Here is a 24,510-nt window from a genome sequence, read left to right as displayed (position 1 = left end):
TCGTGTGGTTATTGGGCGGCCGAGCCGGCCACCGCGGACGCCGGCACCGCGACCGGTGCGGGCGCGGCCGGTGCTGCCGGTGCTGCCGGTGCGCCGGATGCCGGCTTCGCGCCGCCCGCGTCGGCCGCCTTGCTGTACAGGAACTGGCCGATCAGATTCTCGAGCACGATCGCCGACTGCGTCATCGTGATCGTATCGCCCGACTTCAGCATTTCGGTGTCACCGCCCGGATCGAGGCCGATGTACTGCTCGCCGAGCAGGCCGGACGTCAGGATCTTCGCCGACGAATCCTTCGGGAACGGGTATTGGCCGTCGACGTCGATCGTCACGAGCGCCTGATACGTATTGCTGTCGAAGCCGATCGCCTTCACGCGGCCGACCACGACGCCGGCGCTCTTCACGGCCGCGCGCGGCTTCAGCCCGCCGATGTTGTCGAATTTCATCCGCACCGAGTAGGTCGGCTGAAAGGACAGCGAGCTCATGTTGCCGACCTTGAGCGCCAGGAACAGCACCGCAAGGAAGCCCACCACCACGAACAGGCCGACCCAGAAGTCGAGAGCAGTCTTTTTCATCGTCATCCCAAAATTTGGCTTGGCTGAGGCTTAGCTGAACATCAGCGCGGTCAGCAGGAAATCGAGGCCGAGTACGGCGAGCGACGCGAACACGACCGTCTTGGTCGTCGCGCGCGACACGCCCTCGGGCGTGGGCTTCGCTTCATACCCTTGAAACAGTGCAATGAAGGTCACGGCGAACCCGAACACGATGCTCTTGATCACGCCGTTGCCGACGTCGGCCCACACCTGGACCCCGCCCTGCATCTGCGACCAGAACGCGCCCGGATCGACGCCGATCAGCACGACGCCGACGAAATACCCGCCGAGCACGCCGACCGCGTTGAAGATCGCGGCGAGCAGCGGCATCGCGATGATGCCGGCCCACAGGCGCGGCGCGATCACCGTCTTGATCGGGTCGACGGCCATCATCTCGAGCGCGGTGAGCTGCTCGCCGGCCTTCATCAGGCCGATCTCGGCCGTGAGCGACGTGCCCGCGCGGCCCGCGAACAGCAGCGCGGTCACGACCGGGCCGAGCTCGCGCACGAGCGACAGCGCGACCAGCAGGCCGAGCGCCTGCTCGGACCCGTAGCGGTTCAGCGTGTAGTAGCCCTGCAGGCCGAGCACGAAGCCGACGAACAGGCCCGACACGGCAATGATCACGAACGAATAATTGCCGAGGAAGTGGATCTGCTTCGTGACCAGCCGCGGCCGGCGCAGCAGCGGGAAGAATTCCAGCACGAGGCGCACGAACAGCCGCGTGCCGTAGCCCGCGCGCTCGAGGCCGCCGATGACGTAACGTCCGATCGCGCTGATCATGCGCGCCCTCCGCCGAGCCCGAAATCCGCTGCCAGCGGCGGGCTCGTGTAATGAAATTTGAACGGGCCGTCCGGCGCGCCGTCGATGAACTGCCGCACGCTCGGCTCGGTGGACGCGCGCAGCTCGGCGGGCGTCCCCTGCGCGAGCACGCCGCCGTTGGCCAGAAAATACACGTAATCGGCGATCGCGAAGGATTCCGGCACATCGTGCGTGACGAGGATCGACGTTGCGCCGAGCGCCTGGTTCAGCGTGCGGATCAGGTTCGCGGTGATGCCGAGCGAGATCGGATCGAGGCCCGCGAACGGCTCGTCGTACATGATGAGCTGCGGATCGAGCGCGATCGCGCGCGCGAGCGCGATACGGCGCGCCATCCCGCCCGACACCTCGGAGGGCATCAGGTCGCGCGCGCCGCGCAGCCCGACCGCGTTGAGCTTCATCAGCACGAGGTCGCGGACCAGGTCTTCGGGCAGGTCGGTGTGTTCGCGCAGCGCGAACGCGACGTTCTCGAACACCGACATGTCGGTGAACAGCGCGCCGAACTGGAACAGCATGCCCATCTTGCGGCGCAGCGCGTACAGGCCGTCGCGCGTCTGCGCGCCGACGTCGGCGCCGTCGAACAGCACCTGGCCGCGGCTTGCACGCACGAGGCCGCCGATCAGGCGCAGCACGGTCGTCTTGCCGCAGCCCGACCCGCCCATGACAGCGACGACCTGGCCGCGCCCGAAGCGCAGGTTCAGGTTCGACAGGACGAGGCGCTCGCCATAGCCAAAGTCGACGTCGCGAAGTTCCAGCAGAGTCTCGGTAGGAGTGGGGCTCACGGAGCGGACGGTCCTTTAACGCAGAACGCCGAATTATAGGGCCTGCATTGGAATGATGTCGTGACGGCGTTCCAGGCCCTGCGGTCAATGATTGTCAAATTGTCGGGCAAAACATTGCTGCAACGCAACAACCGCCGCCCGATAATCGATCGCGCCCGTGATCGCACTGACGACCGCGACGCTGCCGACGCCCGTCGCGAGCACGTCAGGCAACGCGTCGAGGCCCACGCCGCCGATCGCGACGAGCGGCGCCCGCGCGCCCGCGAAGCGCGCATAGCGGGCGATCCGCGCGAGTCCCTGCGGCGGCGCCGCAACTGCCTTGGTCGCGGTCGCGTACACGGGGCCGAGCGCGAGATAGCTCGGGCGCTCGTGCAATGCCCGCAACATTTCGTAATAGCCGTGGCTCGACAGCCCGAGCCGTAGGCCCGCGTGCGCGATCGCGGCCAGATCGGCCGTCTCCAGGTCTTCCTGACCCAGATGTACGCCGTACGCCCCCTCTTCTACCGCGATCTGCCAGTGATCGTTGATGAACACGCGCGCATCGGGATAGCGGCGCCCGGCCGCGACCGCACGCGCGATTTCGCCGCGCAACGCGGCAGGGTGCGCGCCTTTCACGCGCAGCTGCACGGTCCGCGCGCCGCAATCGAGCACGCGCTCGACCCATTCGGCGTCGGGGACGACCGGATACAGGCCGAGTTGCGCGGGGCACGGCGGGAATGCGGGCTCCGGCGCGGCGGCCAGGCCGGCGACGCGCGGAAATCGCGCGGCGTCGACCGGCCACGCATCCGCGCCGCGCGTTTCGTCGCCGTCACGCCACGCGAGCGCCAGCACCAGCGCGTCGATCGGCGCGAAACCGCAATCGAGGAATGCGGCGAGTGCCGCGATCCAGTCGTCGCCGAGCGGATGCGCGGCTTCCAGCGCATGGCGCACGCCCGCGGCATGCAGCGTCGCGCCGTGTTCGTCGAACTCGATCGCGACCGCATCCGGCGCCGCGGGGCGCGATGCGGCCGACGCGCGCGCCTGCGCGGCACGGTCGCCGGCCGACACGATCAGCACGTCGCCGTCGACCGGCACGTCGGGCGCCGCGACGCACAGCCGCCACGGCGTCGTGCCGGCCGGCCAGTCGCCCAGGCGGGCGCGAATCCGCTCGGCCGCTTCGGCCAGCTCGTCGGCCGGCGGCCAGAACGCATCGGCAAAGCGCTCGCTCATGCGCCGCCCCCGTCCTGGTGCCAGAACGGCATCCCGACGACCGGCGTGCTCGCGTGCGCGGTCTCGCGCGCGTCCATCGGCCCGGCGAGGTAGGCCGCACGGCCGGCCTCGACGCCCTGCGCGAACGCGCGCGCCATGATCTCCGGATGCGTGGCCTGCGACACGGCCGTGTTCAGCAGCACGCCGTCGAAACCCCACTCCATGACCTGGCACGCATGCGACGGCACGCCGAGCCCGGCGTCGACGATCAGCGGCACGTCCGGCAGCCGCTCGCGCAGCACGCGCAGCCCGTACGGGTTCACCACGCCCTTGCCGGTGCCGATCGGCGCGCCCCACGGCATCAGCGCCTCGCAGCCTACGTCGAGCAGGCGCCGGCCGATCACGAGATCCTCGGTGCAGTACGGCAGCACCTTGAAGCCGTCCTTGACCAGTTGCGCGGCCGCCTCGATCAGCCCGACCGGGTCGGGCTGCAGCGTGTAGTCGTCGCCGATCAGCTCGAGCTTGATCCAGTCGGTCTCGAAGACCTCGCGCGCCATATGCGCGGTCGTCACCGCCTCGGCGACGGTCTGGCAACCGGCCGTGTTTGGCAACAGCGGCACCGCGTGACGCTTGAGCAGGTCGAAGAAGCCGGCTTCGGCGGTGCCGCCCGTCATCTGGCGGCGCAGCGCGACCGTCACCATGCCGGGACGCGACGCGGCGATCGAATCGGACAGCGACTGCAGCGACGGATAGCGCGACGTGCCGAGCAGCACGCGGCTTGCGAAGGTTTCGCCGTACAGCGTCAGCGCGTCGGCAGAAGTGAGGGACGTCATGTCGTTTTCCTGGAAGAGCGGGGGCGAACCGGCGGCGCTCAGCCGCCCGCGACGGGGTGCACCACGTCGAGCTTGTCGCCCGTCGCGAGCGCGCGCGCCGCATGCTGCGTGCGCGCGACGAAATTGCCGTTCAGCGCGACCGCGTATGGCGGACGCGCGCCGAACGCGGCGAGTGCGTCGGCCACCGTCGCGCCGTCGGGCAGCGTCAGGGTCTGTTGGTTGATCTGGATGTCCATGAGGCTTGATCGAATTCGGTCGGCGGCGCGCATCAGGCCGGCTGGCGCACGTCGTCGCGGTGATGAAGGAGCGCCGGCCAGCGCGCGGCATCGCGCCATGCGGCGAACGCATCGGCATCGGCGAACGCGCCGCCGAGCGCGGCCTGCGCGAACGCGACCGCCGCATGCGCGACTTCCGGCGCGATCATGAAGCCGTGCCGGTACAGGCCGTTGACGGCGAGCGTCGTCGCGCCGTCCCAGATCACCGCCGGGCGGTGGTCGGGCAGCGTCGGGCGGCACTGCGCATTCAGTTCGAGGATGCGCGCCTCGCCGAACGCCGGGTGCACGGAGAACGCCGCGCTCAGCAGTTCGAGCGCGGAGCGCACGCTGACGGGCGACATGTCCTCGCCCTCCACCTCGGTTGCGCCGATCACGTACAGGTCGTCCTGCTTCGGCGCGATGTACAGCGGATAGCGCGGATGCAACAGCCGCACGGGCCGCGTGAGCCCGATGCCCGGCGCGTGCACCCGCGCGACTTCGCCGCGGATGCCGCGCAGCGCGGGCAGCGCGGCTTTCGCGCCGAGACCGCGGCAATCGATCGTGAAATGTGCGTCGGGCCGGTTCGCGTCGTCGATCGTCGCGTGCCAGTGCAGCTCGACGCCGCGCTGCGCGAGGCCCGCCGCCAGCGCGCGCAGCGCCTGACGATTATCGAGCTGCCCTTCGCGCGGCAGCAGCAGGCCGCGCGCGAAGCGCCCCGCGAGCGCGGGCTCGGCCGCGTCGACCTGCGCGCCGGCCAGCGTGACGAAGCCGCCGTCGAACAGCTCGGCCGGCGCGTTCGCGCGCACGCGCCGCTCGAACAGCGGCGCCTCCGCCCGATCCGCGTGATGCCAGACGACGAGCGTGCCGTGATGCTGGAAGAACACCGGTTCGGGCAGCTCCGCGAGCCATTGCGGCCAGCGCGCGAGCGACGCGGCGCCGAGCTCGGTGATCAGCAGTTCGGCGCTCGCCGCCTCGGCGAGCGGCGCAAGCATCGCGGCCGCGATCCACGCGGCCGATTGCTCGCCGTCCGGGCCGCCGCGCTCGTACAGCGCGACGCGATGCCCGTCGCCCGCGAGCCGCCAGGCGATCAGCCGGCCGACGAGGCCGCCGCCTAGCACCGCGAAATCCGGCCGGGAAGCGTGGACGTTCATCGCGCACCCTCCCCGCGAACCGCGCGTGCTCGTGCGACGGACGTCGACACGCGCGCGCCGTCCCGTGCCAACGCACGCGACAGCGGATCGGGAACAGCGCAAAAGACTGAAGATTGAGCGGTCATCATTCCTTCCGTAACGCGCAACGCGCGTACCCAAAAGGACGAAACCGGCAGCAAAGGCCGGCCGGGCGGGATTCGGGCGCTGACCATGTGGGATGGCGGCCAGCGCGGCCCGGCGGGATCAGAAACTTCCCTCGCCGGTATTACCCGGATCGGGTGCGAAGGGTCTTTCTCAGCCTCGCCGCGTCGCCCGGAATGAACCGTCGGCCGCGCTCGAAGCACCCCTGTTTCGTCGTCGGCCATTAGACCATAAAAGCGGAAAGCGCCGCAAACTGTCCCCCTTGCGGCAAATTCGCCGTCGCGCTGCGCCGCTCTGGCACAATGCCCGCAGGCCGGCCGCGCGAGCGGCCGGTTGCCGTGTCACCGCCGGCCCTTAAGCGCCGTTTAAGACGCGCGGGCGACCATCCGAGCGCCCGCCGTCAGTCGGCGCCGCGCCCCGGCATGCCTTATCGCGGCGCGCGCCCGGCTTCGCCCGGCCCGCGCGCCGGCTACTCATCAGGAAGCACATGACCCAATCGATCGATCCCGTCCGCTCCGCCTCAGACGCGCCGCAGGACGAGCGCCCGGTATCCGCATGGAGCCTCATCAAGCCCTACTGGGTGTCGTCCGAATGGAAAACCGCGTGGGGGTTGCTCGTCACGATCATCGTGATCAATCTCTGCGTCGTCTGGATCAACGTCAAGCTGAACAAGTGGAACGCGCAGTTCTACAACGCGCTGCAGTCGAAGGATGTCCACGACTTCCCGAACCTGCTGATGCAGTTCTCGGCACTCGCGTTTGGCTTCATCATCCTCGCGGTGTATGGCCGCTACCTGCGGCAGATGCTCGGGTTCCGCTGGCGCCAGTGGCTCACCGATCGCTTTCTCGGCCAGTGGCTCGGCGATCGCGCGTTCTACCGGATCGAACGCGACCGCCTCGCCGACAACCCCGACCAGCGGATCACCGACGACCTCCAGTCGTTCGCGACGACGACACTCGCGCTGTCGCTCGACCTGCTGTCGACGGTCGTCACGCTCGTGTCGTTCATCACGATCCTGTGGTCGCTCGCCGGCGCGCTGACGCTCTCGCTCGGCGCGACGCCGATCACGATCCCCGGCTACATGGTGTGGGCGGCCGCGTTGTACGCGGTGGTCGGCTCGCTGATCATCCAGAAGGTCGGCCACCCGCTCGTGTCGATCAACTACCAGCAGCAGCGCGTCGAGGCCGATTTCCGCTTCGGGCTGATCCGCGTGCGCGAGAACGCCGAGCAGATCGCGTTCTACGACGGCGAGAAAACCGAGACCCGCAACGCGCAGAGCCTGTTCATGCGCATTCGCGACAACTGGTGGCGCGTGATGAAGTACACGAAGCGCCTCACGTTCGTGCTGAGCTTCTACGGGCAGATCGCGATCATCTTCCCGCTCGTCGTCGCCGCGCCGCGCTATTTCGCGGGCGCGTTCTCGTTCGGCGTGCTGATGCAGATCTCGTCCGCGTTCGGCACCGTCAGCGATTCGTTCTCGTGGTTCATCAACAGTTACTCGACCCTCGTCGAATGGCGCGCAACCGTCAACCGTCTGCGTGAATTCAAGCGCGTGATGGGCACGTCGCACCTGAAGGAAAGCCTGTCGCCGGCAACCGAGCACGGCGGCATCAACCTGCACTACGTCGATGCCGCGAAGCTGTCCACATCGTCGCTGAAGCTCGCGCTGCCGAACGGCACCGCGCTCGCGAACATCGGCAGCCTGACGATCGAACCCGGCTCGCGCTGGCTCGTGATCGGCAAGTCGGGTTCCGGCAAGAGCACGTTCATGCGCGCGCTTGCGGGCCTGTGGCCGTTCGGCGACGGCGCGATCGACGCGCCGGTCGGCGCGCGGATGATGTTCGTGCCGCAGACGAGCTACTTGCCGATCGGCACGCTGAAGGCCGCGCTCACCTATCCGGCCGCGCCCGACGCGTTCACCGACGACGCGTGCCGCGACGCGCTGCGCGCGTGCCGCCTCGAAGACTACGTCGGTCGCCTCGACGAGACCGGCCACTGGACGCGCGTGCTGTCGCCCGGCGAACAGCAGCGTCTCGCCGGCGCGCGCGTGCTGCTGCACAAGCCGGACTTCCTGTTCCTCGACGAAGCGACGAGCGCGCTCGACGCGGACAACGAAGCGCGGCTCTATCACCTGTTCGCCGAACGGCTGCCGAAGGCCGCGATCGTCAGCATCGCCCACCGCGAGTCGCTGGCCGCGTTCCACGTCGGCATGATCAACGTCGAGCGCGTGACCGACACCGACAAGGTTGCCGCGTAAGCGCAAAAACAAAAGGCCGGCGCACACCGCGTCGGCCTTCTCTCGTTCGCCCCCCTTCCCTCTACGCCCGCCCGATCGGCACCGACACGATCGGCACATGCGACACACCGTCGTGCGACAGCCGGCTTTCGAACAGCGTCAGCGCGACGAAGCGCACCGCGACCGGCCGGCCGGTCGCGCCGCCGTGCGCGGGCTGTCCGTCGGCATCGCGCGGCAGCCGCGCGAGCGTCACATGCGGCCGGAACGGCCGGCGGTCGGCCGGCACGCCCAGTTCGCGCAATAGCGCGGATAAATCGGCATTCAGCGCCGTACAGGCGGGATCGGCGGCGAGTTCCGCGACGATCAGCCGCGCGCGCGGCAGGCTCGGCCACCACGCGATCCGCTCGACCCGCTGCAACGGCAGCGCATGCGCGCTCGCGAGCGCCGGCAACCGCTCGGCCAGCGCGTCGCACCGCGCACGTTCGATCGCGCCGATGAACGCAAGCGTTACGTGCAGTTGCGCGGGCAGCGTGCGCCGTGCACCGCGGGTGACCGGCAGCGCGTGCAGCGCGTCGCGCGATGCCGTATCGGGCATCAGCGCGACGAACGCACGGAGCCGGTCGCCGTTCATGACTCGCGCACCGCGACGCGGGCTTCGGCCACCGCGTCGTTCGCCGCTTCATCCGCCACATCGGCCGAAGCCGGACGCAGCGGCAGTGGGCCGTGCTCGCCCCACACGTCGGCCGGCAGCACGCGTGCGAGCTCGGGAATCGTGTTGCGCGTGAACACCGGCTCGGCAATGCCCTGCGCGCGCTGGTGGCGATAGTCGCGCCACGCGGCATGCGCATACTTGCCGAGCGCGAGAATCGCGACGAGGTTGATGATCGCCATCAGCCCCATGCTCGTATCGGCCATCGCCCACACCAGCGGCAGTTGCCCGACGCTGCCGAACATCACCATCCCCAGCACCGCGATGCGGAACAGCGGCAGCACGCCGCGCCGCTTCGTGATGAACTCGACGTTGCCTTCCGCATACGCGTAGTTGCCGATCACCGACGAGTACGCGAAAAAGAAGATCGCGACGGCCATGTAGATGCTGCCCCAGCCGCCGACGTGGCTCGCGATCGCGCGCTGCGTGAGCGCCGCGCCTTCCATGCCGGTGCCGAGCTCGTACTGGCCCGACAGCAGGATCACGAACGCGGTCGCGCTGCAGATCACGATCGTGTCGACGAATACGCCGAGCATCTGGATCAGCCCCTGCACGACCGGATGCCGCACGCTCGCGGTCGCGGCCGCGTTCGGCGCGCTACCCATGCCGGCTTCGTTCGAGAACAGCCCGCGTTTCACCCCCATCGCGACTGCCTGGCTGACCGCATAGCCGGTCAGGCCGCCCGCCGCCTGCTCGAGCCCGAACGCACTCTTCACGATCAGCGCGAGCACGCCCGGCACCAGCGCCGCGTGCGTCGCGACCGCGTAGACGGCCAGCCCGAGGTAGCCGATCGCCATCACCGGCACGATCACCTGCGCGACCGACGCGATGCGGCGAATGCCGCCGAAGATGAGCGGCGCGGTGAGCAACACGAGGCCGAGGCCGACGGTCTCGCGGCTCCAGCCGAACGACGTGTGAAATGCATCGGCGATCGCATTGGCCTGCACCGCGTTGAACACGAAGCCGAACGCGAGGATCAGCGACAGCGAGAACAGCACGCCGAAGCCGCGCGAGCGCAGGCCCGTCTGGATGTAGTAAGCGGGGCCGCCGCGATAGCTGCCGTCCGGATGCGACACCTTGAAGATCTGCGCGAGCGTCGCCTCGACGAACGCGGACGACATGCCGACGAGCGCCGTCATCCACATCCAGAAGATCGCGCCCGGCCCGCCGACCGTCAGCGCGACCGCGACACCCGCGATGTTGCCGGTGCCCACGCGGCTCGCGAGGCCGGTCGCGAACGCCTGGAACGACGAGATGCTGCCCGGCTCGCCCTTGCTGCCGACCAGCTTCATGCTGAGGAACAGCGCCTTCAACTGGATCATCCGGAACCGCAGCGTGAACCACGCGCCCACGCCGAGCAGCAGCGCGATCAGCACGTAGTTCCACAGCACACCGTTGACGGCATCGATCAGCCCTTGCACGAATGCTTCCATCCAGAATCCTTGTAAACGGGGTAAGTCATATTCGGCGGTCGCGCGAACGCTGCCGGTGGGGCGACATGATATGACAGTTTCCAAGGATTATTACGAATTGAAAGGATTTGGTGGGGCGGAAAATCAATATCCGATGTGATCAGGTTACGTGACGCTTCGGGGAAATGCCGCAGGTGCAAGAGGTGACACGGCGACGGGCGCATGCCGCCGCACTTACGCCCGTCGCCCAGTCCACATTCGCCAGCCATGCGGAGTACTTGACCTTAGCCCTTGCCTCCTGGACGGGGGCGATCCAACGCGAAAACCCTGTTGCGGACGATTCTCAACCTTTGACATTCCGAAACATTTTCAAGACCGGATCACCGAATAGGCGCCGCAGACCGTTGCTCCTTCTCATCGCCCAGCCCGGGCGCACAGTTTGATTCCTATCGGTCAATCCAAAATTTCACCAGACATGCCCTCGCGCCATGCAGTAGAAGCTTCCCGCGCGATCGGAACATCCTGAAACTCCAGGACTTCTCGCCAGATACCAAGACGGAAATTTTGCGCAAGCATTCGTCCGAGGGTGCAAAACTGAACACATCGTCGCCGCCAAAGACAACGACACATAGAGTCTCGCTTGCATCAATGCTCGAAAAGCACGAATCCTATCAACTTCGGATTGCAAACTATTTGACAGCGAAGGAGATGCAAAATGAGGAAGCGAGGCTCTTCATCGGACCACGTTGCCGAGCAAACGCAACGACATAGAAAAAGGAGAATGCTCGTCGCGGCGTCACCCTACCTCCCGATTTATGCACTGTTGAAACAATCAATCAGCTTGGCACAAACCAATGTGTTGCCGGAAATTTCAGTCAACGCACCGCGCCTCCCCAGTCTCGACGGATTTTCAAACAAGGTCGGTGGAGGAGGAGCGATGTCAGAGGCTGCACTCGGTTATCCCAAGCTTCTGTGCTTCGGTAGATACTGTTCCGCCACCGAGATGTTCAATAACGCTGACCATGGCGACATGATCTCCACCACGGAGGAATTCTTCAAATTCCTGTTCGAGTACCGCAATGAGATTTTCTGGCGCAACCAACTAACTTTGGTCGGCGAATTTACCGGGTGGCTGGCGCGAGGCGGTTATCAGAATTTCCCGGGAGCGAATTCATACAACCTTAACGTCGCCCTGGCCCAGCATGGTGATGTTTCGACACTGTTCGGCATCTATGCAAATCAGCTGAACGGGATCCGGCCGGTCTCCGAGTTTCAGTTTTACGGCAATCCCTTCATGTTCATCGGGGCCGTCTACTACTGGGTGTTCGGAAATGGCGAGCGCAGATCAATCAACCTGGAATCCATGAATTTGAGAATGAGTGCCTCCGATTTCAAGTTGATCCAGGACAGCATCGACAATCCAGGATATGGCCCGGGCACCTACTCAATCGACGGACCATTCAGCACAAACATCTTCAACCACGGTGCCCATGACTTCTGGTCCGCCACGACTGTAGGGCGTGTCTCGGGGCACGTACGAGGGACCTTGACGATGCAGCAGGACAATACCTATCGATTCGTTGGCTCCTACACGTTGAATCCAGACAAATTCGACGCCGATAGCTCCAATCGTCCGTTTCTACAAGAGTGGATGACTACCGTGTTGAGAGAAATTGGCTCCATGCTCGGACATGCCGATTATCAAATCTACTTCACTGGTGAAAAGGAGGTCTCGTTCTCAGGTCAAAGAACGATTCAGAACGGGCAAACGCGTCCACCGCAAGCGGTTCACCGGCCATCGTTCGGTGGCCTTATGCGCCCCGGACCCCAGTAGACTGCGATCAGTGTCACATTGGCCCTGTGTTCGTTGGGAGAGCCGACCGCCATGACTTCGACAGCTGCTAGACAGGTCGTTCGTATCGTACTTGCTAGTGTCGCTGTGGCCGCCGCGACCCTCATCGCATTTCTCGTCATTGTCGGAATTGCGAGATACGAGAAAGACGACGGCTACTGTCCGGGCGCTTCCGTCGCAGAGCTCGAAGCAAAAATTCTGGCGTTCGCGAAAGAACAGCACGTCTATCCGGACGACGCGGAATTCGTGGGAAAGCCGCGCTACCATGCCGACACGTATGGTTGGTGGGGATTCGATCTGAGAGCACCGGACGGAAACTACGTTGCGACGATCGATTGCAATGGCCGCGTCACCGGCTTCGGGAAGATTCAAAAACTTCCTCTTGTGCCTGCGACGCCGACGCAATGACTCCGCTCACAGGGAGCATCGCCCCCAATTGCTCCGAGCGGCCGCTCCTGTAACCGGTGTTCCATAAAAAAACCGGGCGCCCTTTCGGACGCCCGGCTGCTACGGCAGTGGCCCGCGAACCGCGCTTATCGCGGCAGGTTCGAATGCCCCATCAGATACGCGTCGACCGAGCGCGCGCACTGGCGGCCTTCGCGGATCGCCCACACGACGAGCGACTGACCGCGACGCATGTCGCCGGCCGCGAACACCTTGTCGACCGACGTGTAGTACGAGCGATCGCCTTCGGTTGCCGCACGCGCGTTGCCGCGCGCATCCTTCGCGACGCCGAACGCCTCGAGCACGGTGGCTGCCGGCTGCGTGAAGCCCATCGCGAGCAGCACCAGGTCGGCCTTCATCTCGAATTCGGAGCCCGGCACTTCCTGCATCTTGCCGTCCTTCCACTCGACGCGCACCGCGATCAGCTTCTCGACCTTGCCGTTCTTGCCTTCGAGACGCTTCGTCGCGACCGCCCAGTCACGCTCGCAACCTTCTTCGTGCGACGACGACGTGCGCAGCTTGATCGGCCAGTACGGCCACACGAGCGGCTTGTTTTCCTCTTCCGGCGGCTGCGGCAGCAGCTCGAACTGCGTGACCTGCTTCGCGCCGTGACGGTTCGACGTGCCGACGCAGTCCGAACCCGTATCGCCGCCGCCGATCACGATCACGTGCTTGCCCTTCGCGAGCAGCTGGTCGACGAGCTTGTCGCCCGCGTTCACGCGGTTCTGCTGCGGCAGGAAGTCCATCGCGAAATGGACGCCGGCGAGCTCGCGGCCCGGCACCGGCAGGTCGCGCGGCGTCTCCGAACCGCCCGCGATCACGACCGCGTCGAATTCTTCCTTCAGCTGCTCCGGCGAAATGGTTTCCTTCGCGAGGCTGCCGATCGACTCGGGCAGCGGATCCTTGCCGATGAACACGCTGGTGCGGAACGTCACGCCTTCCGCTTCCATCTGGCGCATGCGGCGATCGATCAGCCACTTCTCGAGCTTGAAGTCGGGGATCCCGTAACGCAGCAGGCCGCCGATGCGATCGTTCTTCTCGAACACCGTCACGTCGTGGCCCGCACGCGCGAGCTGCTGCGCGACGGCGAGGCCCGCGGGGCCCGAACCGACGACCGCGACCGTCTTGCCGGTCTTGTGCTCGGGCGGCAGCGGCTTCACCCAGCCTTCCGCCCAGGCCTTGTCGATGATCGCGTGCTCGATCGACTTGATGCCGACCGGATCGTCGTTGATCCCGAGCGTGCACGCCGCCTCGCACGGCGCCGGGCAGATGCGGCCCGTGAACTCGGGGAAGTTGTTGGTCGAATGCAGGACTTCGATCGCCTGCTGCCAGTCCTGGCGGTAAACGAGATCGTTGAAGTCCGGGATGATGTTGTTGACCGGGCAGCCGTTGTTGCAGAACGGGATGCCGCAATCCATACAGCGCGCGCCCTGGACCTTCGCGTCCGCGTCGGCCAGCGCCGCGACGAATTCCTTGTAGTGCTTCACGCGCGTGAGCGGTGCTTCGTACGCCTCGTGGCGGCGTTCGAACTCCAGAAAACCGGTTGCCTTGCCCATAAGGTGCTCTTCTGTTCGGTGTATCGGGTGGGGGAGCCACGCGCGGCAGTCATGCGCGCGCGGCATTCGCTATGTCGTTCGTCGCTCAGGCGGCCAGCACTTCCTTCGCCGCCTTCTTCGCACCGATCTCGCCCAGCGCGCGCTTGTATTCGTGCGGGAACACCTTCACGAACTGGCGGCGCGCCGCGTCCCAGTTTTCCAGCAGCGACTTCGCGCGCGGCGAACCCGTGAACTGGAAATGACGCTCGACGAGCCCCTTCAGCAGCGCTTCGTCCGTCATGCCTGCATGCCAGAGCGCGCGGTCGACCGTACGCTCCTGCTCGGCCTGCTGCAGCACCGGATCGAGTGCGACCATCGACTTGTTGCACTTCGCCGCGAACGTGCCTTCCGGATCGTAGATGTACGCGAGGCCGCCCGACATGCCGGCCGCGAAGTTGCGCCCGGTTTCGCCGAGCACGACGACCGTGCCGCCCGTCATGTATTCGCAACCGTGGTCGCCCGTGCCTTCGACGACCGCCGTCGCACCCGAGTTGCGCACGCAGAAACGCTCGCCCGCGACGCCGCGGAAGAACGCCTCGCCTTCGATCGCGCCGTACATCACCGTGTTGCCGCAGATGATGTTTTCCTCGGACTTGCCGCGGAAGTCGTTGGTCGGACGGATGATGATCCGCCCGCCCGACAGGCCCTTGCCGACGTAGTCGTTGCCGTCGCCGACGAGGTCGAGCGTCACGCCCTTCGCGAGGAACGCGCCGAAGCTCTGGCCGGCCGTGCCCTTCAGCTGGATGTGCACCGCGTCGTCGGCCAGGCCGTCGTGGCCGTGCTTCTTCGCGATCACGCCCGACAGCATCGCGCCGACGGTACGGTTCACGTTGCGCACCGGCTGGATGAACGACACATGCTCGCCGTTCTCGATCGCGGCCTTCGCCTTCTCGATCAGCACGTGGTCGAGCGCGCGCTCGAGGCCGTGATCCTGCACGTCGACGTGACGCCGCGCGACTTCCTCGCACTCCTCCGGCTGGTAGAACACGCGCGAGAAGTCGAGGCCCTTCGCCTTCCAGTGCTCGACGCCCTTGCGCGTATCGAGCAGGTCGGCGCGGCCGATCAGGTCGTCGAACTTCGCGATGCCGAGCTGCGCCATGATCTCGCGCACTTCTTCAGCGACGAAGAAGAAGTAGTTCACGACGTGCTCGGGCTGGCCCTTGAACTTCGCACGCAGCACCGGATCCTGCGTCGCGACGCCGACCGGGCACGTGTTCAGGTGGCACTTGCGCATCATGATGCAGCCTTCGACGACGAGCGGTGCCGTCGCGAAGCCGAATTCGTCCGCGCCGAGCAGCGCGCCGATCACGACGTCGCGGCCCGTCTTCATCTGGCCGTCGGCCTGCACGCGGATCCGGCCACGCAGGCGGTTCAGCACCAGCGTCTGCTGCGTTTCGGCCAGGCCGAGTTCCCACGGCGTGCCCGCATGCTTGACCGACGACAGCGGCGATGCGCCCGTGCCGCCGTCGTGGCCCGCGATCACGACGTGATCGGCCTTCGCCTTCGCGACACCGGCCGCGACCGTGCCGACGCCGACTTCCGACACGAGCTTCACCGAGATGCTCGAGCTCGGGTTCACGTTCTTCAGGTCGTGGATCAGCTGCGCCAGATCCTCGATCGAGTAGATGTCGTGGTGCGGCGGCGGCGAGATCAGGCCGACGCCCGGCACCGAGTAGCGCAGCTTGCCGATGTATTCCGACACCTTGTGGCCCGGCAGCTGGCCACCTTCGCCCGGCTTCGCGCCCTGCGCCATCTTGATCTGGATCTGATCGGCCGATGCGAGGTACTCGGCGGTGACGCCGAAGCGGCCCGACGCAACCTGCTTGATCTTCGAGCGCAGCGAATCGCCATCCTTCAGCGCAATGTCGCTGACGATCTCGTCGCCGATTACCGACTTCAGCGTCTCGCCCGACTTGATCGGAATGCCGCGCAGCTCGTTGCGATAACGCTTCTGGTCCTCGCCGCCTTCGCCGGTGTTCGACTTGCCGCCGATCCGGTTCATCGCGATCGCGAGCGTCGCGTGCGCCTCGGTGCTGATCGAACCGAGCGACATCGCGCCCGTCGCGAAGCGCTTGACGATGTCCTTCGCCGGCTCGACGTCGTCGATCGGGATCGCCTTGGTCGGCTCGACCTTGAACTCGAACAGGCCGCGGAACGTCATGTGACGCTTGGTCTGGTCGTTGATCAGGTGCGCGTATTCCTTGTACGTCTGGTACGAGTTGCTGCGCGTCGCGTGCTGGAGCTTCGCGATCGAGTCCGGCGTCCACATGTGGTCTTCGCCGCGCACGCGGTACGCGTACTCGCCGCCCGCGTCGAGCATGTCGCGCAGGACCGGGTTGTCGCCGAACGCATCGCGGTGCAGGCGGATCGCTTCTTCCGCGACTTCGAACAGGCCGATGCCGCCGACCTTCGAGGCCGTGCCCTTGAAGTACTTCTCGACGAGGTCGCTCGACAGGCCGAGCGCTTCGAAGATCTGCGCGCCGGTGTACGACATGTACGTCGAGATGCCCATCTTCGACATCACCTTCTGCAGACCCTTGCCGACCGCCTTCGTGAAGTTGTAGACGGCCTTCTCCGGCGACAGGTCGCCCGGCAGGCCTTCCGCCATCTTCGCGAGCGTTTCCATCGCGAGGTACGGGTGCACGGCTTCCGCGCCGTAGCCCGCGAGCAGCGCGAAATGGTGCGTCTCACGTGCCGAGCCCGTCTCGACGACGAGGCCCGTGCTCGTGCGCAGCCCTTGCTGGACGAGGTGCGTGTGGATCGCCGACGTGGCGAGCAGCGCCGGAATCGCGACGTGTTCGGCGTCCGTCTTGCGGTCCGACACGATCAGCATGTTGTAGCCCGACTTGACCGCGTCGACGGCTTCCGCGCACAGCGACGCGAGGCGTGCCTCGATGCCTTCCTTGCCCCATGCGACCGGGTAGCAGATGTTCAGCTCGTATGCGCTGAACTTGCCGCCCGTGTACTGGTCGATCGCGCGGATCTTCGCGATGTCCTTGAAGTCGAGCACCGGCTGCGACACTTCGAGACGCATCGGCGGGTTGATGTTGTTCGTGTCGAGCAGGTTCGGCTTCGGGCCGATGAACGACACGAGCGACATGACCATGTTTTCGCGGATCGGGTCGATCGGCGGGTTCGTGACCTGCGCGAACAGCTGCTTGAAGTAGTGATAGAGCGTCTTGTTCTTGTTCGACATCACCGCGAGCGGCGAGTCGTTGCCCATCGAACCGACGGCCTCCTCACCCTGCTGCGCCATCGGCGCCATCAGGAACTTCAGGTCTTCCTGCGTATAGCCGAACGCCTGCTGGCGGTCGAGCAGCGCGGCGCCCTGCGTGCGGCCGGCCGCGACGTCCTCGGCCTTCGGCTCGATCTCGTCGAGCTTGATGCGCACGGCGTCGATCCAGCTCTTGTACGGCTTCGCGTTCGCGAGGTTGTCCTTGAGTTCCTTGTCGTCGATGATGCGGCCGTGCTCCATGTCGATCAGGAACATCTTGCCCGGCTGCAGGCGCCACTTCTTGACGATCTTCGATTCGGGGATCGGCAGCGTGCCGGCTTCCGACGCCATGATGACGAGGTCGTCGTCCGTGACGATGTAGCGCGCCGGGCGCAGGCCGTTACGGTCGAGCGTCGCGCCGATCTGGCGGCCGTCGGTGAATGCGATCGCGGCGGGGCCGTCCCACGGCTCCATCATCGCGGCGTGGTATTCGTAGAACGCGCGGCGGTTGTCGTCCATCAGCGTGTGCTGTTCCCACGCTTCCGGGATCATCATCATCACCGCGTGCACGAGCGGGTAGCCGGCCATCACCAGCAGTTCGAGACAGTTGTCGAACGACGCGGTGTCCGACTGGCCCGGGTAGATCAGCGGCCAGAGCTTCGGGAGGTCGTCGCCGAGCACGTGCGATGCGATCGCGCCGGTACGCGCGTTCAGCCAGTTCACGTTGCCCTTCACGGTGTTGATCTCGCCGTTGTGCGCGATCATCCGGTACGGGTGAGCGAGTTCCCATGCCGGGAACGTGTTGGTCGAGAAGCGCTGGTGCACGAGCGCGAGCGCCGACACGACGCGCGCGTCCTGCAGGTCGCGGTAATACACGCCGACCTGGCCTGCCAGCAGCAGCCCCTTGTAGACGACCGTGCGCGCCGACATCGACGGCACGAAGTATTCCTTGCCGTGCTTGAGCTTCAGCGCCTGGATGCGGTGGCTCGCGGTCTTGCGGATCACGTACAGCTTCCGCTCGAGCGCGTCCGTCACCATGATGTCCTTGCCGCGGCCGATGAAGATCTGGCGGATCAGCGGCTCGCTCGCCTTTACCGTCGGCGAGATCGGCATCGCATGGTCAACCGGCACGTCGCGCCAGCCGAGCACGACCTGCCCCTCGGCCCGCACCGTCCGCTCGAGCTCCTGCTCGCACGCGAGACGCGACGCGTTTTCCTTCGGCAGGAAGATCATCCCGACCCCATATTCGCCGGCCGGCGGCAGCGTCACGCCCTGCTTCGACATTTCCTCGCGATAGAACGCGTCCGGAATCTGGATCAGGATGCCGGCGCCGTCGCCCATCAGCGGATCGGCACCGACGGCGCCGCGGTGATCGAGGTTCTCGAGGATCTTCAGACCCTGCTGGATGATCTCGTGGCTCTTCTTGCCCTTGATGTGAGCGACGAAGCCGACGCCGCAGGCGTCGTGTTCGTTTTGCGGGTCGTACAGACCTTGTGCGGCGGGCACCGCGGCGAGCGGCTTCTGGTGGTCGTTCATGGGGACACCGTCGTAAAGGGGGCCTCGAGGGCCGTTGAACCATTTTTTTGTTGCCGTCGATCCCGCTCCCGACGGGAGACGGCACGGCCGACAGTGGTTGGGCGAGCTTCACCCGGGCCACCGGAATTCGGAATATACGCGACGAATCAAAGGAATAGCAACAAAAACCGCTTGATCGCACCCCAATTAAAGCCACGCTCTGATCTGGTGCTGTTTTATTGGGGCCGTATCGTTTTGGTGCAAAAAGAAGCGGCGCCCGCGGCGCCGCCTCGTTATCCGCCTGTCCCGCGCTATTGCTGGATGGGCGGCGTGTTTTCACGCACCTTTCTGGGGCGTCCGCGCGGCAGCGGCGACACGCGACGATTGGCGGTGCGAGCCGCCCACTCGCGGTAATTCTCGCCGCCGAGCACCCAGCCCTTCAGCGTCGCTTGTTGAAGCTGATCGGCCTGCCGCTCGTCGAGCGGCTGTTCGCACAGCTCCTTGTACGCACGCTGCCGGTCGAACGGCGTGTTGCCGAGCGCCCAGTAGAGCGGATGGTCGGTGATCAGGCTGTCGACGGTGAGCCCGACGTGGTGCCGGTAGCTCGACCAGCGATAGGCGTCGGGCGTCGCGACCAGCTGCGCGCGCACCGGGCTCATCTCGACCACGCGGCTCGCGAGCAGGAAATAGCGCTCGCCCTCGATCACGGTCGCCCGATAGCGGCCTTCCCACAGGGTGCCGCGACGCGAATAGCGCCGGTTGAAATGCGCGACGTAGCGGCGGCCGACCGCCTGCATCGCCTTCGGCAGGCTCGCCTCGTCGCTCGGCGTCACGAGGAGTTGCACCTGACGCGGGAGCAGCACATAGGCATGCACCGAAAGATGGTGATCGCGTGCCGCGGCCTTCAGGCAATCGATGAAGAGTTCGTAGTCCTGGTCGTCGACGAACGCGGGTTGCTGATCCAGGCCGCGCAGTATCACGTGCTGCGGCTGGTCGGGAACGTAGAGTCGTGCTAACCGTGCCATGCTGAATGTCCGTTTGAACGCGTTAGGAAATACCCGAAGGTCCGAAAGTGCGCACCTGCGTAGAATGCCTGTCCCTACGGGGCGCGGAAGCGTACGGTCGTGCGAATCCTAGGGAGAAAGCTCTAACTTGCGAGCTTGTTTGGTTTTAAACGCAGTCGTCATAATGAGCACGCCTTTGATCGGAGGAGACACAATGAAACGAAAACTGGCCATTACGGGGGCCGCAGCGCTCGCATTCGCATTTGCGGGCGGCCCGGCACACGCACAATCCGCAGGTGACTTCTACGTCAGCACCGGCTGGCTGCACCTGTCACCGCAGGACAGCAGCGACCCGCTGTTCGTCTACCGCGTCGGCGGCACGCCCATCAACCAATCGATTCCCAACACGGGCGCCGGCATCAACGACGCCGATACGCTCGGCCTCGCCGCGGGCTACTTCGTTACCGACCACATCTCCACCGAGCTCGTCATGGGGATACCGCCGAAGTTCGACATCACCGGCAAGGGTCGGTTCGAAAACTTCGGCGTACTCGGCCGTGCGTACCAGTGGAGCCCCGCCCTGTTGCTTCGCTACCACTTCAACGACGCCAACGCGAAGTTCCGTCCGTATCTCGGCGTCGGCGCGACGTATGTCTGGTTCACCGGCGCAAAGATCACGAACAGCAGCTTCGAGAACGGCGTGCTCGGCGGCCCGACCAGCGCGACGACCAGCAACCAGTGGGCGCCCGTGCTCAACGCCGGCTTCACGTACAACTTCACGAAACACTGGTTCGGGGGCCTGTCGATCTCGTACATCCCGGTCAGCGTGACCGCCACCTTCACGACGGCCCGCCGCACGCCGGTCGGCACCCTGACCGAAACGTCGAAAGCGAAGATCTCGCTGAACCCGATCGTCACGTACCTGAACGTCGGCTACCGCTTCTAAGCGTAGTCGAATATTTGGGGAATGGTTAATCCTGCTGCAATTTGTAGCGGATTTTTCCCGACGTAACGTCTCCACGATGCAAAACGCCCCGGCGGGAATCCCGCCGGGGCGTCGTTTTTTCGCGTCACGCAGGTTCCCGGACAGAATTTTGCCCGGGGTGCGCGGCGCTATACGAGGTCGTCGAGTGCCGTCGGGCCGATCAGGTCGATCCGGTCCGTGCAGACCGCGTCGACGCCCCAGCGCACGAGTTCGCACGCCCGTTCGAGGTCGTTGACCGTGTAGACCAGGATGCGCAGCCCGGCCGCCTTGATCGCGCGCACGAGCGATTCGTCGAGCCGTGTGTGGTCTGCATGCAACGAAACGCAGCCGAGCGCTCCGACCACCTGGGCGTGCCAGTCGTCCGGCACGGCTTCGTAGAGCATCCCGCGCGGCAGCGCCGGCGCGGTCGCGCGCGCCTGTTGCAGCGCATCGAACGAGAACGACGACAGCAGCGGCGGCACCGCCGCATCGCGCCAGTACGCAGCCGCGTCGGCTGCCACGCGCTGCCCGGTTTCGCGCTCGCGCCCCGGGCACGGCTTGATCTCGACATTCGCGGCGAGCCCGTGCGCGATGCAGCACGCCGCCGCCGCATCGAGCGTCGGCATCCGCTCGCCCGCGAAGCGCGCGTCGAACCACGCGCCGGCGTCGAGCGCGGCCAGTGCCGCATAACGCATGCCCGCCGCCGGCCCGCTGCCGTTCGACGTGCGCTCGACCGTGTCGTCGTGCAGCAGGAACGTCACGTCGTCGGCGGACAGCTTCGCGTCGAACTCGACCATCCGGTGCCCGCGCCGCGCGCCCTCGTCGAGCGCGGCGAGCGTGTTCTCCGGCGCGAGCGTGCCGCCGCCGCGATGGGCGACCACGCGCGGATAGGGCCAGTCGGTACGGGAAGTCATCGTGCGCCTCGCAGCAGGTTCGTCAGGGTCAGCCGGCGCGCTTGCCGGTCTCGGGATCGAAGAAATGCAGCCGGTGCGCGGGCAGCGCCGCGCCCAGCGCCGTGCCGCGCGCGGGACGATCCGCGTGCGGCAGGCGTACCACGACGTCGTGGTTGCCCCAGCGGCCGTGCGCGAGGTTGTCCGCGCCGAGCAGTTCGCACGAATCGACAGGCAACGATGCCTGCGCGACGCCCGGCTGCGGCGTCATGTGCTCCGGGCGCACGCCGAGCACCCAGTCGCGCCCGGTGGCGATCGTGGTGCCGATGCCGGGCGCGCCGGCGACCGGCAGCGCCGGACCGCCGCCCGCGACCGCAAAGGTCGCGCCATCCTCGGACAGCCGGCCATGCATCAGGTTCATCGCCGGGGAGCCGATGAAGCCCGCGACGAACACCGTCTCCGGCTTCTCGTACACGTCGACCGGCGCGCCGATCTGCTCCGCATAGCCGCGGTTCATCACGATCACGCGCTGCGCGAGCGTCATCGCCTCGATCTGGTCGTGCGTCACGTACACGCTCGTCGTCGCGAGCCGCGCATGCAGCCGCTGGATCTCGAGCCGCATCTGCACGCGCAGCTTCGCATCGAGGTTCGACAGCGGCTCGTCGAACAGGAACACCGAAGGCTCGCGCACGATCGCACGCCCCATCGCGACGCGCTGCCGCTGGCCGCCCGACAGTTCGCGCGGGCGCCGCGCGAGCAGCGGCTCGAGTTCGAGGATCTTCGCGGCCGCGGCCACCCGCGAGTCGATCGTCGCGCGCTCGATGCCGCGGATCTTCAGCCCGTAGCCCATGTTCTGCGCGACCGTCATGTGCGGATAGAGCGCGTAGTTCTGGAACACCATCGCGATGTCGCGATCCTTGGGCTCCAGCGCGTTGACCACGCGGTCGCCGATCGCGATCTCGCCGTCCGTCACCGTCTCGAGCCCCGCGATCATCCGCAGCAGCGTCGACTTGCCGCAGCCCGACGGGCCGACCAGCACGACGAATTCGCCGTCGGCGATCTCCACGTCGATGCCGTGCAGCACGTGCTGCTTGCCGTCGTAGGATTTCCTGATGCCCTTCAAGCTCAGCGCAGCCATACTTGGTCCTTCTCCCGGTTGCCGTCCGTGTTCATTTCTCGGAATCGACGAGGCCGCGCACGAACCAGCGCTGCATCGCCAGCACGACGACGAGCGGCGGAATCATCGCCAGCAGCGTCGCCGCCATCACGTATTGCCATTCGGTCGCGGCGTCGCCGCTCGCGATCATCGTCTTGATGCCCACCACCGCCGTCGACAGCGACGCCTCCGTCGTGATCAGGATCGGCCACAGATACTGGTTCCAGCCGTAGATGAAGGTGATCACGAACAGCGCCGCGATGGTCGTCTTCGACAGCGGCAGCACGACGTCCCAGAAGAAGCGCATCGGCCCCGCGCCGTCGATGCGCGCGGCGTCCATCAGCTCGTCGGGCAGCGTCATGAAGAACTGGCGGAACAGGAACGTCGCCGTCGCCGACGCGATCAGCGGCAGCGTGAGCCCCGCGTAGGCGTTCGTCAGGTGCAGCGTCGACACCACCTGCACGGTCGGGAAGATCCGCACCTCGACCGGCAGCATCAGCGTGATGAAGATCAGCCAGAACGCCGTGTTGCGGAACGGGAAGCGGAAATAGACGATCGCGTACGCGGACAGGATCGACACCGCGATCTTGCCGACCGCGATCCCGAGCGCCATCACGAAGCTGTTGACGAGCAGCCGGCCGAACGGCGCGGTCGTGCCGCCGCTGCCGTGCCCCCAGATGTACGCGATGTTCTCCAGCAGGTGCGTGCTCGGCACCAGCGACAGCGGGATCGTGAACACCTCCTGCGCGTTCATCGTAGCCGCGCAGAATGCGACGTAGACGGGGAACACGATCGCCACGACGCCCGCGACCAGCACCGCGTGGCAGAACAGGTCGAAACCCTTGCGATTTTCGATCATGCGTATTGCACCCTGCGTTCGACGAAGCGGAACTGGATCACCGTGAGCCCGACGACGATGATCATCAGCACGACCGACTGCGCGCCCGAACTGCCGATGTCGAGCCCCTGGAAGCCTTCCGTGAAGATCTTGTAGATCAGCGTCTTGGTGCTTTGCGCGGGGCCGCCCGCGGTGGCAGCGTCGATCACCGGGAACGTGTCGAAGAACGCGTAGACGAGGTTCACGACGAGCAGGAAGAAGCTCGTCGGCGACAGCAGCGGCAGCACGATGTTGAAGAAACGCCGCACCGGCCCGGCACCGTCGATCGCCGCCGCCTCGATCAGCGAGCGCGGAATCGCCTGGAGCCCCGCATAGAAGAACAGGAAGTTGTAGCTCACCTGCTTCCACACCGACGCGAGCACGACGAGGAACATCGCCTGGCTGCCGTTCAACGCGTGATTCCAGACAATGCCGCCCTTTGCGAGCGCATAGGTGACGAGACCGATGCTCGGGTTGAACAGGAACGCCCACAGCACGGCGGCGATCGTCGGCGCGACCGCATACGGCCAGATCAGCAGCGTGCGGTACACGCGCGCGCCGCGAACCACGCGGTCGGCGCACGCGGCGAGCAGCAGCGACACGACGAGCCCGCTGACCGTGACGAGCGAGCTGAACACCAGTGTCGTGCGGAACGAGTCGAGGTACAGCGGATCGGCGAACAGGTGCGTGAAATTCGCGAAGCCGACGAATTCGCTCGACGTGCCGAACGCATCCTGCATCTGCGTCGACTGCCACAGCGCGACGCCGGCCGGCCACAGGAAGAACACGGCGGTGATCGCGAGCTGCGGCGCGATCAGCAGGTACGGCAGCAGGCTCGCGCCGAAACGGGAACGGGATTGCATCGCGGGCATCCGGTCAGGCGAAAC

The 24,510-nt window shown here is 66.2% G+C and carries 20 protein-coding genes and 1 riboswitch; of the genes, 4 read left to right on the top strand and 16 right to left on the bottom strand.

Going from position 1 to position 24,510, the window contains the following annotated elements; genetic code table 11:
• Positions 1-8: 8 nt before the first annotated feature.
• The 7 genes from mlaD to BAMB_RS01690 all read right to left on the bottom strand — a co-directional run bounded on the left by mlaD (position 9) and on the right by BAMB_RS01690 (position 5,614).
• Positions 9-578, bottom strand: coding sequence for an outer membrane lipid asymmetry maintenance protein MlaD (gene mlaD, locus BAMB_RS01720; RefSeq protein WP_041491074.1), 570 nt, complete (start codon positions 576-578; stop codon positions 9-11).
• A gap of 24 nt (positions 579-602) precedes the next feature.
• Positions 603-1,370, bottom strand: a complete 768-nt coding sequence (gene mlaE, locus BAMB_RS01715; protein ID WP_011655796.1) for a lipid asymmetry maintenance ABC transporter permease subunit MlaE — start codon at positions 1,368-1,370, stop codon at positions 603-605.
• Positions 1,367-2,188 (bottom strand): ABC transporter ATP-binding protein, encoded by an 822-nt coding sequence (locus BAMB_RS01710; RefSeq protein ID WP_011655795.1) that lies wholly within the window; start codon positions 2,186-2,188, stop codon positions 1,367-1,369. Before BAMB_RS01710 ends, mlaE begins: the two co-directional genes overlap by 4 nt.
• An 84-nt stretch (positions 2,189-2,272) precedes the next feature.
• The gene (gene thiE, locus BAMB_RS33240) at positions 2,273-3,397 is read right to left on the bottom strand and encodes a thiamine phosphate synthase (RefSeq protein ID WP_011655794.1); all 1,125 of its coding nucleotides are present in this window, start codon (positions 3,395-3,397) and stop codon (positions 2,273-2,275) included.
• Positions 3,394-4,209, bottom strand: coding sequence for a thiazole synthase (locus tag BAMB_RS01700; RefSeq protein WP_006755423.1), 816 nt, complete (start codon positions 4,207-4,209; stop codon positions 3,394-3,396). The genes thiE and BAMB_RS01700 overlap by 4 nt, the downstream gene beginning before the upstream one ends.
• A gap of 38 nt (positions 4,210-4,247) precedes the next feature.
• On the bottom strand, positions 4,248-4,445 hold the full coding sequence (gene thiS, locus BAMB_RS01695; RefSeq protein WP_011655793.1) for a sulfur carrier protein ThiS: 198 nt from the start codon (positions 4,443-4,445) through the stop codon (positions 4,248-4,250).
• A 32-nt stretch (positions 4,446-4,477) separates the two neighbouring features.
• Complete coding sequence (locus tag BAMB_RS01690; protein ID WP_011655792.1) at positions 4,478-5,614, bottom strand: FAD-dependent oxidoreductase; 1,137 nt, start codon at positions 5,612-5,614, stop codon at positions 4,478-4,480.
• A gap of 234 nt (positions 5,615-5,848) precedes the next feature.
• Positions 5,849-5,972: riboswitch (TPP riboswitch) on the bottom strand.
• Between the two features lie 270 nt (positions 5,973-6,242).
• Between BAMB_RS01690 and BAMB_RS01685 the strand changes: the two genes are divergently transcribed.
• Complete coding sequence (locus BAMB_RS01685; RefSeq protein ID WP_011655791.1) at positions 6,243-8,012, top strand: ABC transporter ATP-binding protein/permease; 1,770 nt, start codon at positions 6,243-6,245, stop codon at positions 8,010-8,012.
• Between the two features lie 61 nt (positions 8,013-8,073).
• On the opposite strand, the gene thpR is transcribed toward BAMB_RS01685, so the two are convergent.
• Both thpR and BAMB_RS01675 read right to left on the bottom strand, forming a co-directional pair.
• Positions 8,074-8,622 carry an RNA 2',3'-cyclic phosphodiesterase gene (thpR, locus tag BAMB_RS01680; RefSeq protein ID WP_011655790.1) on the bottom strand — a complete coding sequence of 183 codons (549 nt, stop codon included), beginning with the start codon at positions 8,620-8,622 and terminating at the stop codon, positions 8,074-8,076.
• On the bottom strand, positions 8,619-10,133 hold the full coding sequence (locus BAMB_RS01675) for an alanine/glycine:cation symporter family protein (protein WP_011655789.1): 1,515 nt from the start codon (positions 10,131-10,133) through the stop codon (positions 8,619-8,621). The genes thpR and BAMB_RS01675 overlap by 4 nt, the downstream gene beginning before the upstream one ends.
• A gap of 760 nt (positions 10,134-10,893) precedes the next feature.
• Between BAMB_RS01675 and BAMB_RS01670 the strand changes: the two genes are divergently transcribed.
• Both BAMB_RS01670 and BAMB_RS01665 read left to right on the top strand, forming a co-directional pair.
• On the top strand, positions 10,894-11,946 hold the full coding sequence (locus tag BAMB_RS01670) for a lipid II-degrading bacteriocin (protein WP_227739463.1): 1,053 nt from the start codon (positions 10,894-10,896) through the stop codon (positions 11,944-11,946).
• A gap of 51 nt (positions 11,947-11,997) precedes the next feature.
• A complete protein-coding gene (locus tag BAMB_RS01665; protein ID WP_041491073.1) occupies positions 11,998-12,372 on the top strand; it encodes a hypothetical protein in 375 nt (124 codons plus the stop codon).
• A gap of 125 nt (positions 12,373-12,497) precedes the next feature.
• Here the strand turns inward: BAMB_RS01665 and BAMB_RS01660 are convergent, their stop codons facing one another.
• From BAMB_RS01660 to BAMB_RS01650, 3 genes are all read right to left on the bottom strand, one after another.
• Positions 12,498-13,964: a glutamate synthase subunit beta gene (locus tag BAMB_RS01660; protein ID WP_011655786.1), complete on the bottom strand. Its 1,467-nt coding sequence runs from the start codon at positions 13,962-13,964 to the stop codon at positions 12,498-12,500.
• Positions 13,965-14,049: 85 nt separating this feature from the next.
• Entirely contained in the window at positions 14,050-18,753 is a 4,704-nt protein-coding gene (locus BAMB_RS01655; RefSeq protein WP_011655785.1) for a glutamate synthase-related protein, read from the bottom strand.
• 290 nt (positions 18,754-19,043) lie between these two features.
• Positions 19,044-19,757, bottom strand: coding sequence for a transposase (locus BAMB_RS01650; protein ID WP_006752972.1), 714 nt, complete (start codon positions 19,755-19,757; stop codon positions 19,044-19,046).
• Positions 19,758-19,950: 193 nt separating this feature from the next.
• Between BAMB_RS01650 and BAMB_RS01645 the strand changes: the two genes are divergently transcribed.
• Positions 19,951-20,682, top strand: coding sequence for an OmpW/AlkL family protein (locus tag BAMB_RS01645; RefSeq protein WP_011655784.1), 732 nt, complete (start codon positions 19,951-19,953; stop codon positions 20,680-20,682).
• Between the two features lie 167 nt (positions 20,683-20,849).
• Here BAMB_RS01645 and ugpQ read toward each other — a convergent pair whose 3' ends face one another.
• The 4 genes from ugpQ to ugpA are packed head-to-tail and all read right to left on the bottom strand — an operon-like array spanning position 20,850 to position 24,486.
• Positions 20,850-21,614, bottom strand: a complete 765-nt coding sequence (ugpQ, locus tag BAMB_RS01640) for a glycerophosphodiester phosphodiesterase (protein WP_011655783.1) — start codon at positions 21,612-21,614, stop codon at positions 20,850-20,852.
• Between the two features lie 28 nt (positions 21,615-21,642).
• Complete coding sequence (locus tag BAMB_RS01635; protein WP_011655782.1) at positions 21,643-22,728, bottom strand: sn-glycerol-3-phosphate import ATP-binding protein UgpC; 1,086 nt, start codon at positions 22,726-22,728, stop codon at positions 21,643-21,645.
• A gap of 31 nt (positions 22,729-22,759) precedes the next feature.
• Positions 22,760-23,605 (bottom strand): sn-glycerol-3-phosphate ABC transporter permease UgpE, encoded by an 846-nt coding sequence (ugpE, locus tag BAMB_RS01630; protein WP_011655781.1) that lies wholly within the window; start codon positions 23,603-23,605, stop codon positions 22,760-22,762.
• The gene (ugpA, locus tag BAMB_RS01625; protein WP_012362911.1) at positions 23,602-24,486 is read right to left on the bottom strand and encodes a sn-glycerol-3-phosphate ABC transporter permease UgpA; all 885 of its coding nucleotides are present in this window, start codon (positions 24,484-24,486) and stop codon (positions 23,602-23,604) included. The genes ugpE and ugpA overlap by 4 nt, the downstream gene beginning before the upstream one ends.
• Between the last annotated feature and the right edge of the window lie 24 nt (positions 24,487-24,510).

The organism is Burkholderia ambifaria AMMD, from assembly GCF_000203915.1.
GTDB classification, from domain to species: Bacteria; Pseudomonadota; Gammaproteobacteria; order Burkholderiales; family Burkholderiaceae; genus Burkholderia; species Burkholderia ambifaria.
The sequence above is the reverse complement of the archived record's forward strand: the minus strand, read 5'-3'. Positions and strand labels throughout refer to the sequence as shown.

What these genes read in the sequence shown, in the direction of transcription:
- mlaD (WP_041491074.1), bottom strand. Translation starts at nt 578, where the DNA reads ATGACGATGAAAAAGACTGCTCTCGACTTCTGGGTCGGCCTGTTCGTG.
- mlaE (WP_011655796.1), bottom strand. Translation starts at nt 1,370, where the DNA reads ATGATCAGCGCGATCGGACGTTACGTCATCGGCGGCCTCGAGCGCGCG.
- thiE (WP_011655794.1), bottom strand. Translation starts at nt 3,397, where the DNA reads ATGAGCGAGCGCTTTGCCGATGCGTTCTGGCCGCCGGCCGACGAGCTG.
- BAMB_RS01700 (WP_006755423.1), bottom strand. Translation starts at nt 4,209, where the DNA reads ATGACGTCCCTCACTTCTGCCGACGCGCTGACGCTGTACGGCGAAACC.
- thiS (WP_011655793.1), bottom strand. Translation starts at nt 4,445, where the DNA reads ATGGACATCCAGATCAACCAACAGACCCTGACGCTGCCCGACGGCGCG.
- BAMB_RS01690 (WP_011655792.1), bottom strand. Translation starts at nt 5,614, where the DNA reads ATGAACGTCCACGCTTCCCGGCCGGATTTCGCGGTGCTAGGCGGCGGC.
- BAMB_RS01685 (WP_011655791.1), top strand. Translation starts at nt 6,243, where the DNA reads ATGACCCAATCGATCGATCCCGTCCGCTCCGCCTCAGACGCGCCGCAG.
- thpR (WP_011655790.1), bottom strand. Translation starts at nt 8,622, where the DNA reads ATGAACGGCGACCGGCTCCGTGCGTTCGTCGCGCTGATGCCCGATACG.
- BAMB_RS01675 (WP_011655789.1), bottom strand. Translation starts at nt 10,133, where the DNA reads ATGGAAGCATTCGTGCAAGGGCTGATCGATGCCGTCAACGGTGTGCTG.
- BAMB_RS01670 (WP_227739463.1), top strand. Translation starts at nt 10,894, where the DNA reads ATGCTCGTCGCGGCGTCACCCTACCTCCCGATTTATGCACTGTTGAAA.
- BAMB_RS01665 (WP_041491073.1), top strand. Translation starts at nt 11,998, where the DNA reads ATGACTTCGACAGCTGCTAGACAGGTCGTTCGTATCGTACTTGCTAGT.
- BAMB_RS01660 (WP_011655786.1), bottom strand. Translation starts at nt 13,964, where the DNA reads ATGGGCAAGGCAACCGGTTTTCTGGAGTTCGAACGCCGCCACGAGGCG.
- BAMB_RS01655 (WP_011655785.1), bottom strand. Translation starts at nt 18,753, where the DNA reads ATGAACGACCACCAGAAGCCGCTCGCCGCGGTGCCCGCCGCACAAGGT.
- BAMB_RS01650 (WP_006752972.1), bottom strand. Translation starts at nt 19,757, where the DNA reads ATGGCACGGTTAGCACGACTCTACGTTCCCGACCAGCCGCAGCACGTG.
- BAMB_RS01645 (WP_011655784.1), top strand. Translation starts at nt 19,951, where the DNA reads ATGAAACGAAAACTGGCCATTACGGGGGCCGCAGCGCTCGCATTCGCA.
- ugpQ (WP_011655783.1), bottom strand. Translation starts at nt 21,614, where the DNA reads ATGACTTCCCGTACCGACTGGCCCTATCCGCGCGTGGTCGCCCATCGC.
- BAMB_RS01635 (WP_011655782.1), bottom strand. Translation starts at nt 22,728, where the DNA reads ATGGCTGCGCTGAGCTTGAAGGGCATCAGGAAATCCTACGACGGCAAG.
- ugpE (WP_011655781.1), bottom strand. Translation starts at nt 23,605, where the DNA reads ATGATCGAAAATCGCAAGGGTTTCGACCTGTTCTGCCACGCGGTGCTG.
- ugpA (WP_012362911.1), bottom strand. Translation starts at nt 24,486, where the DNA reads ATGCAATCCCGTTCCCGTTTCGGCGCGAGCCTGCTGCCGTACCTGCTG.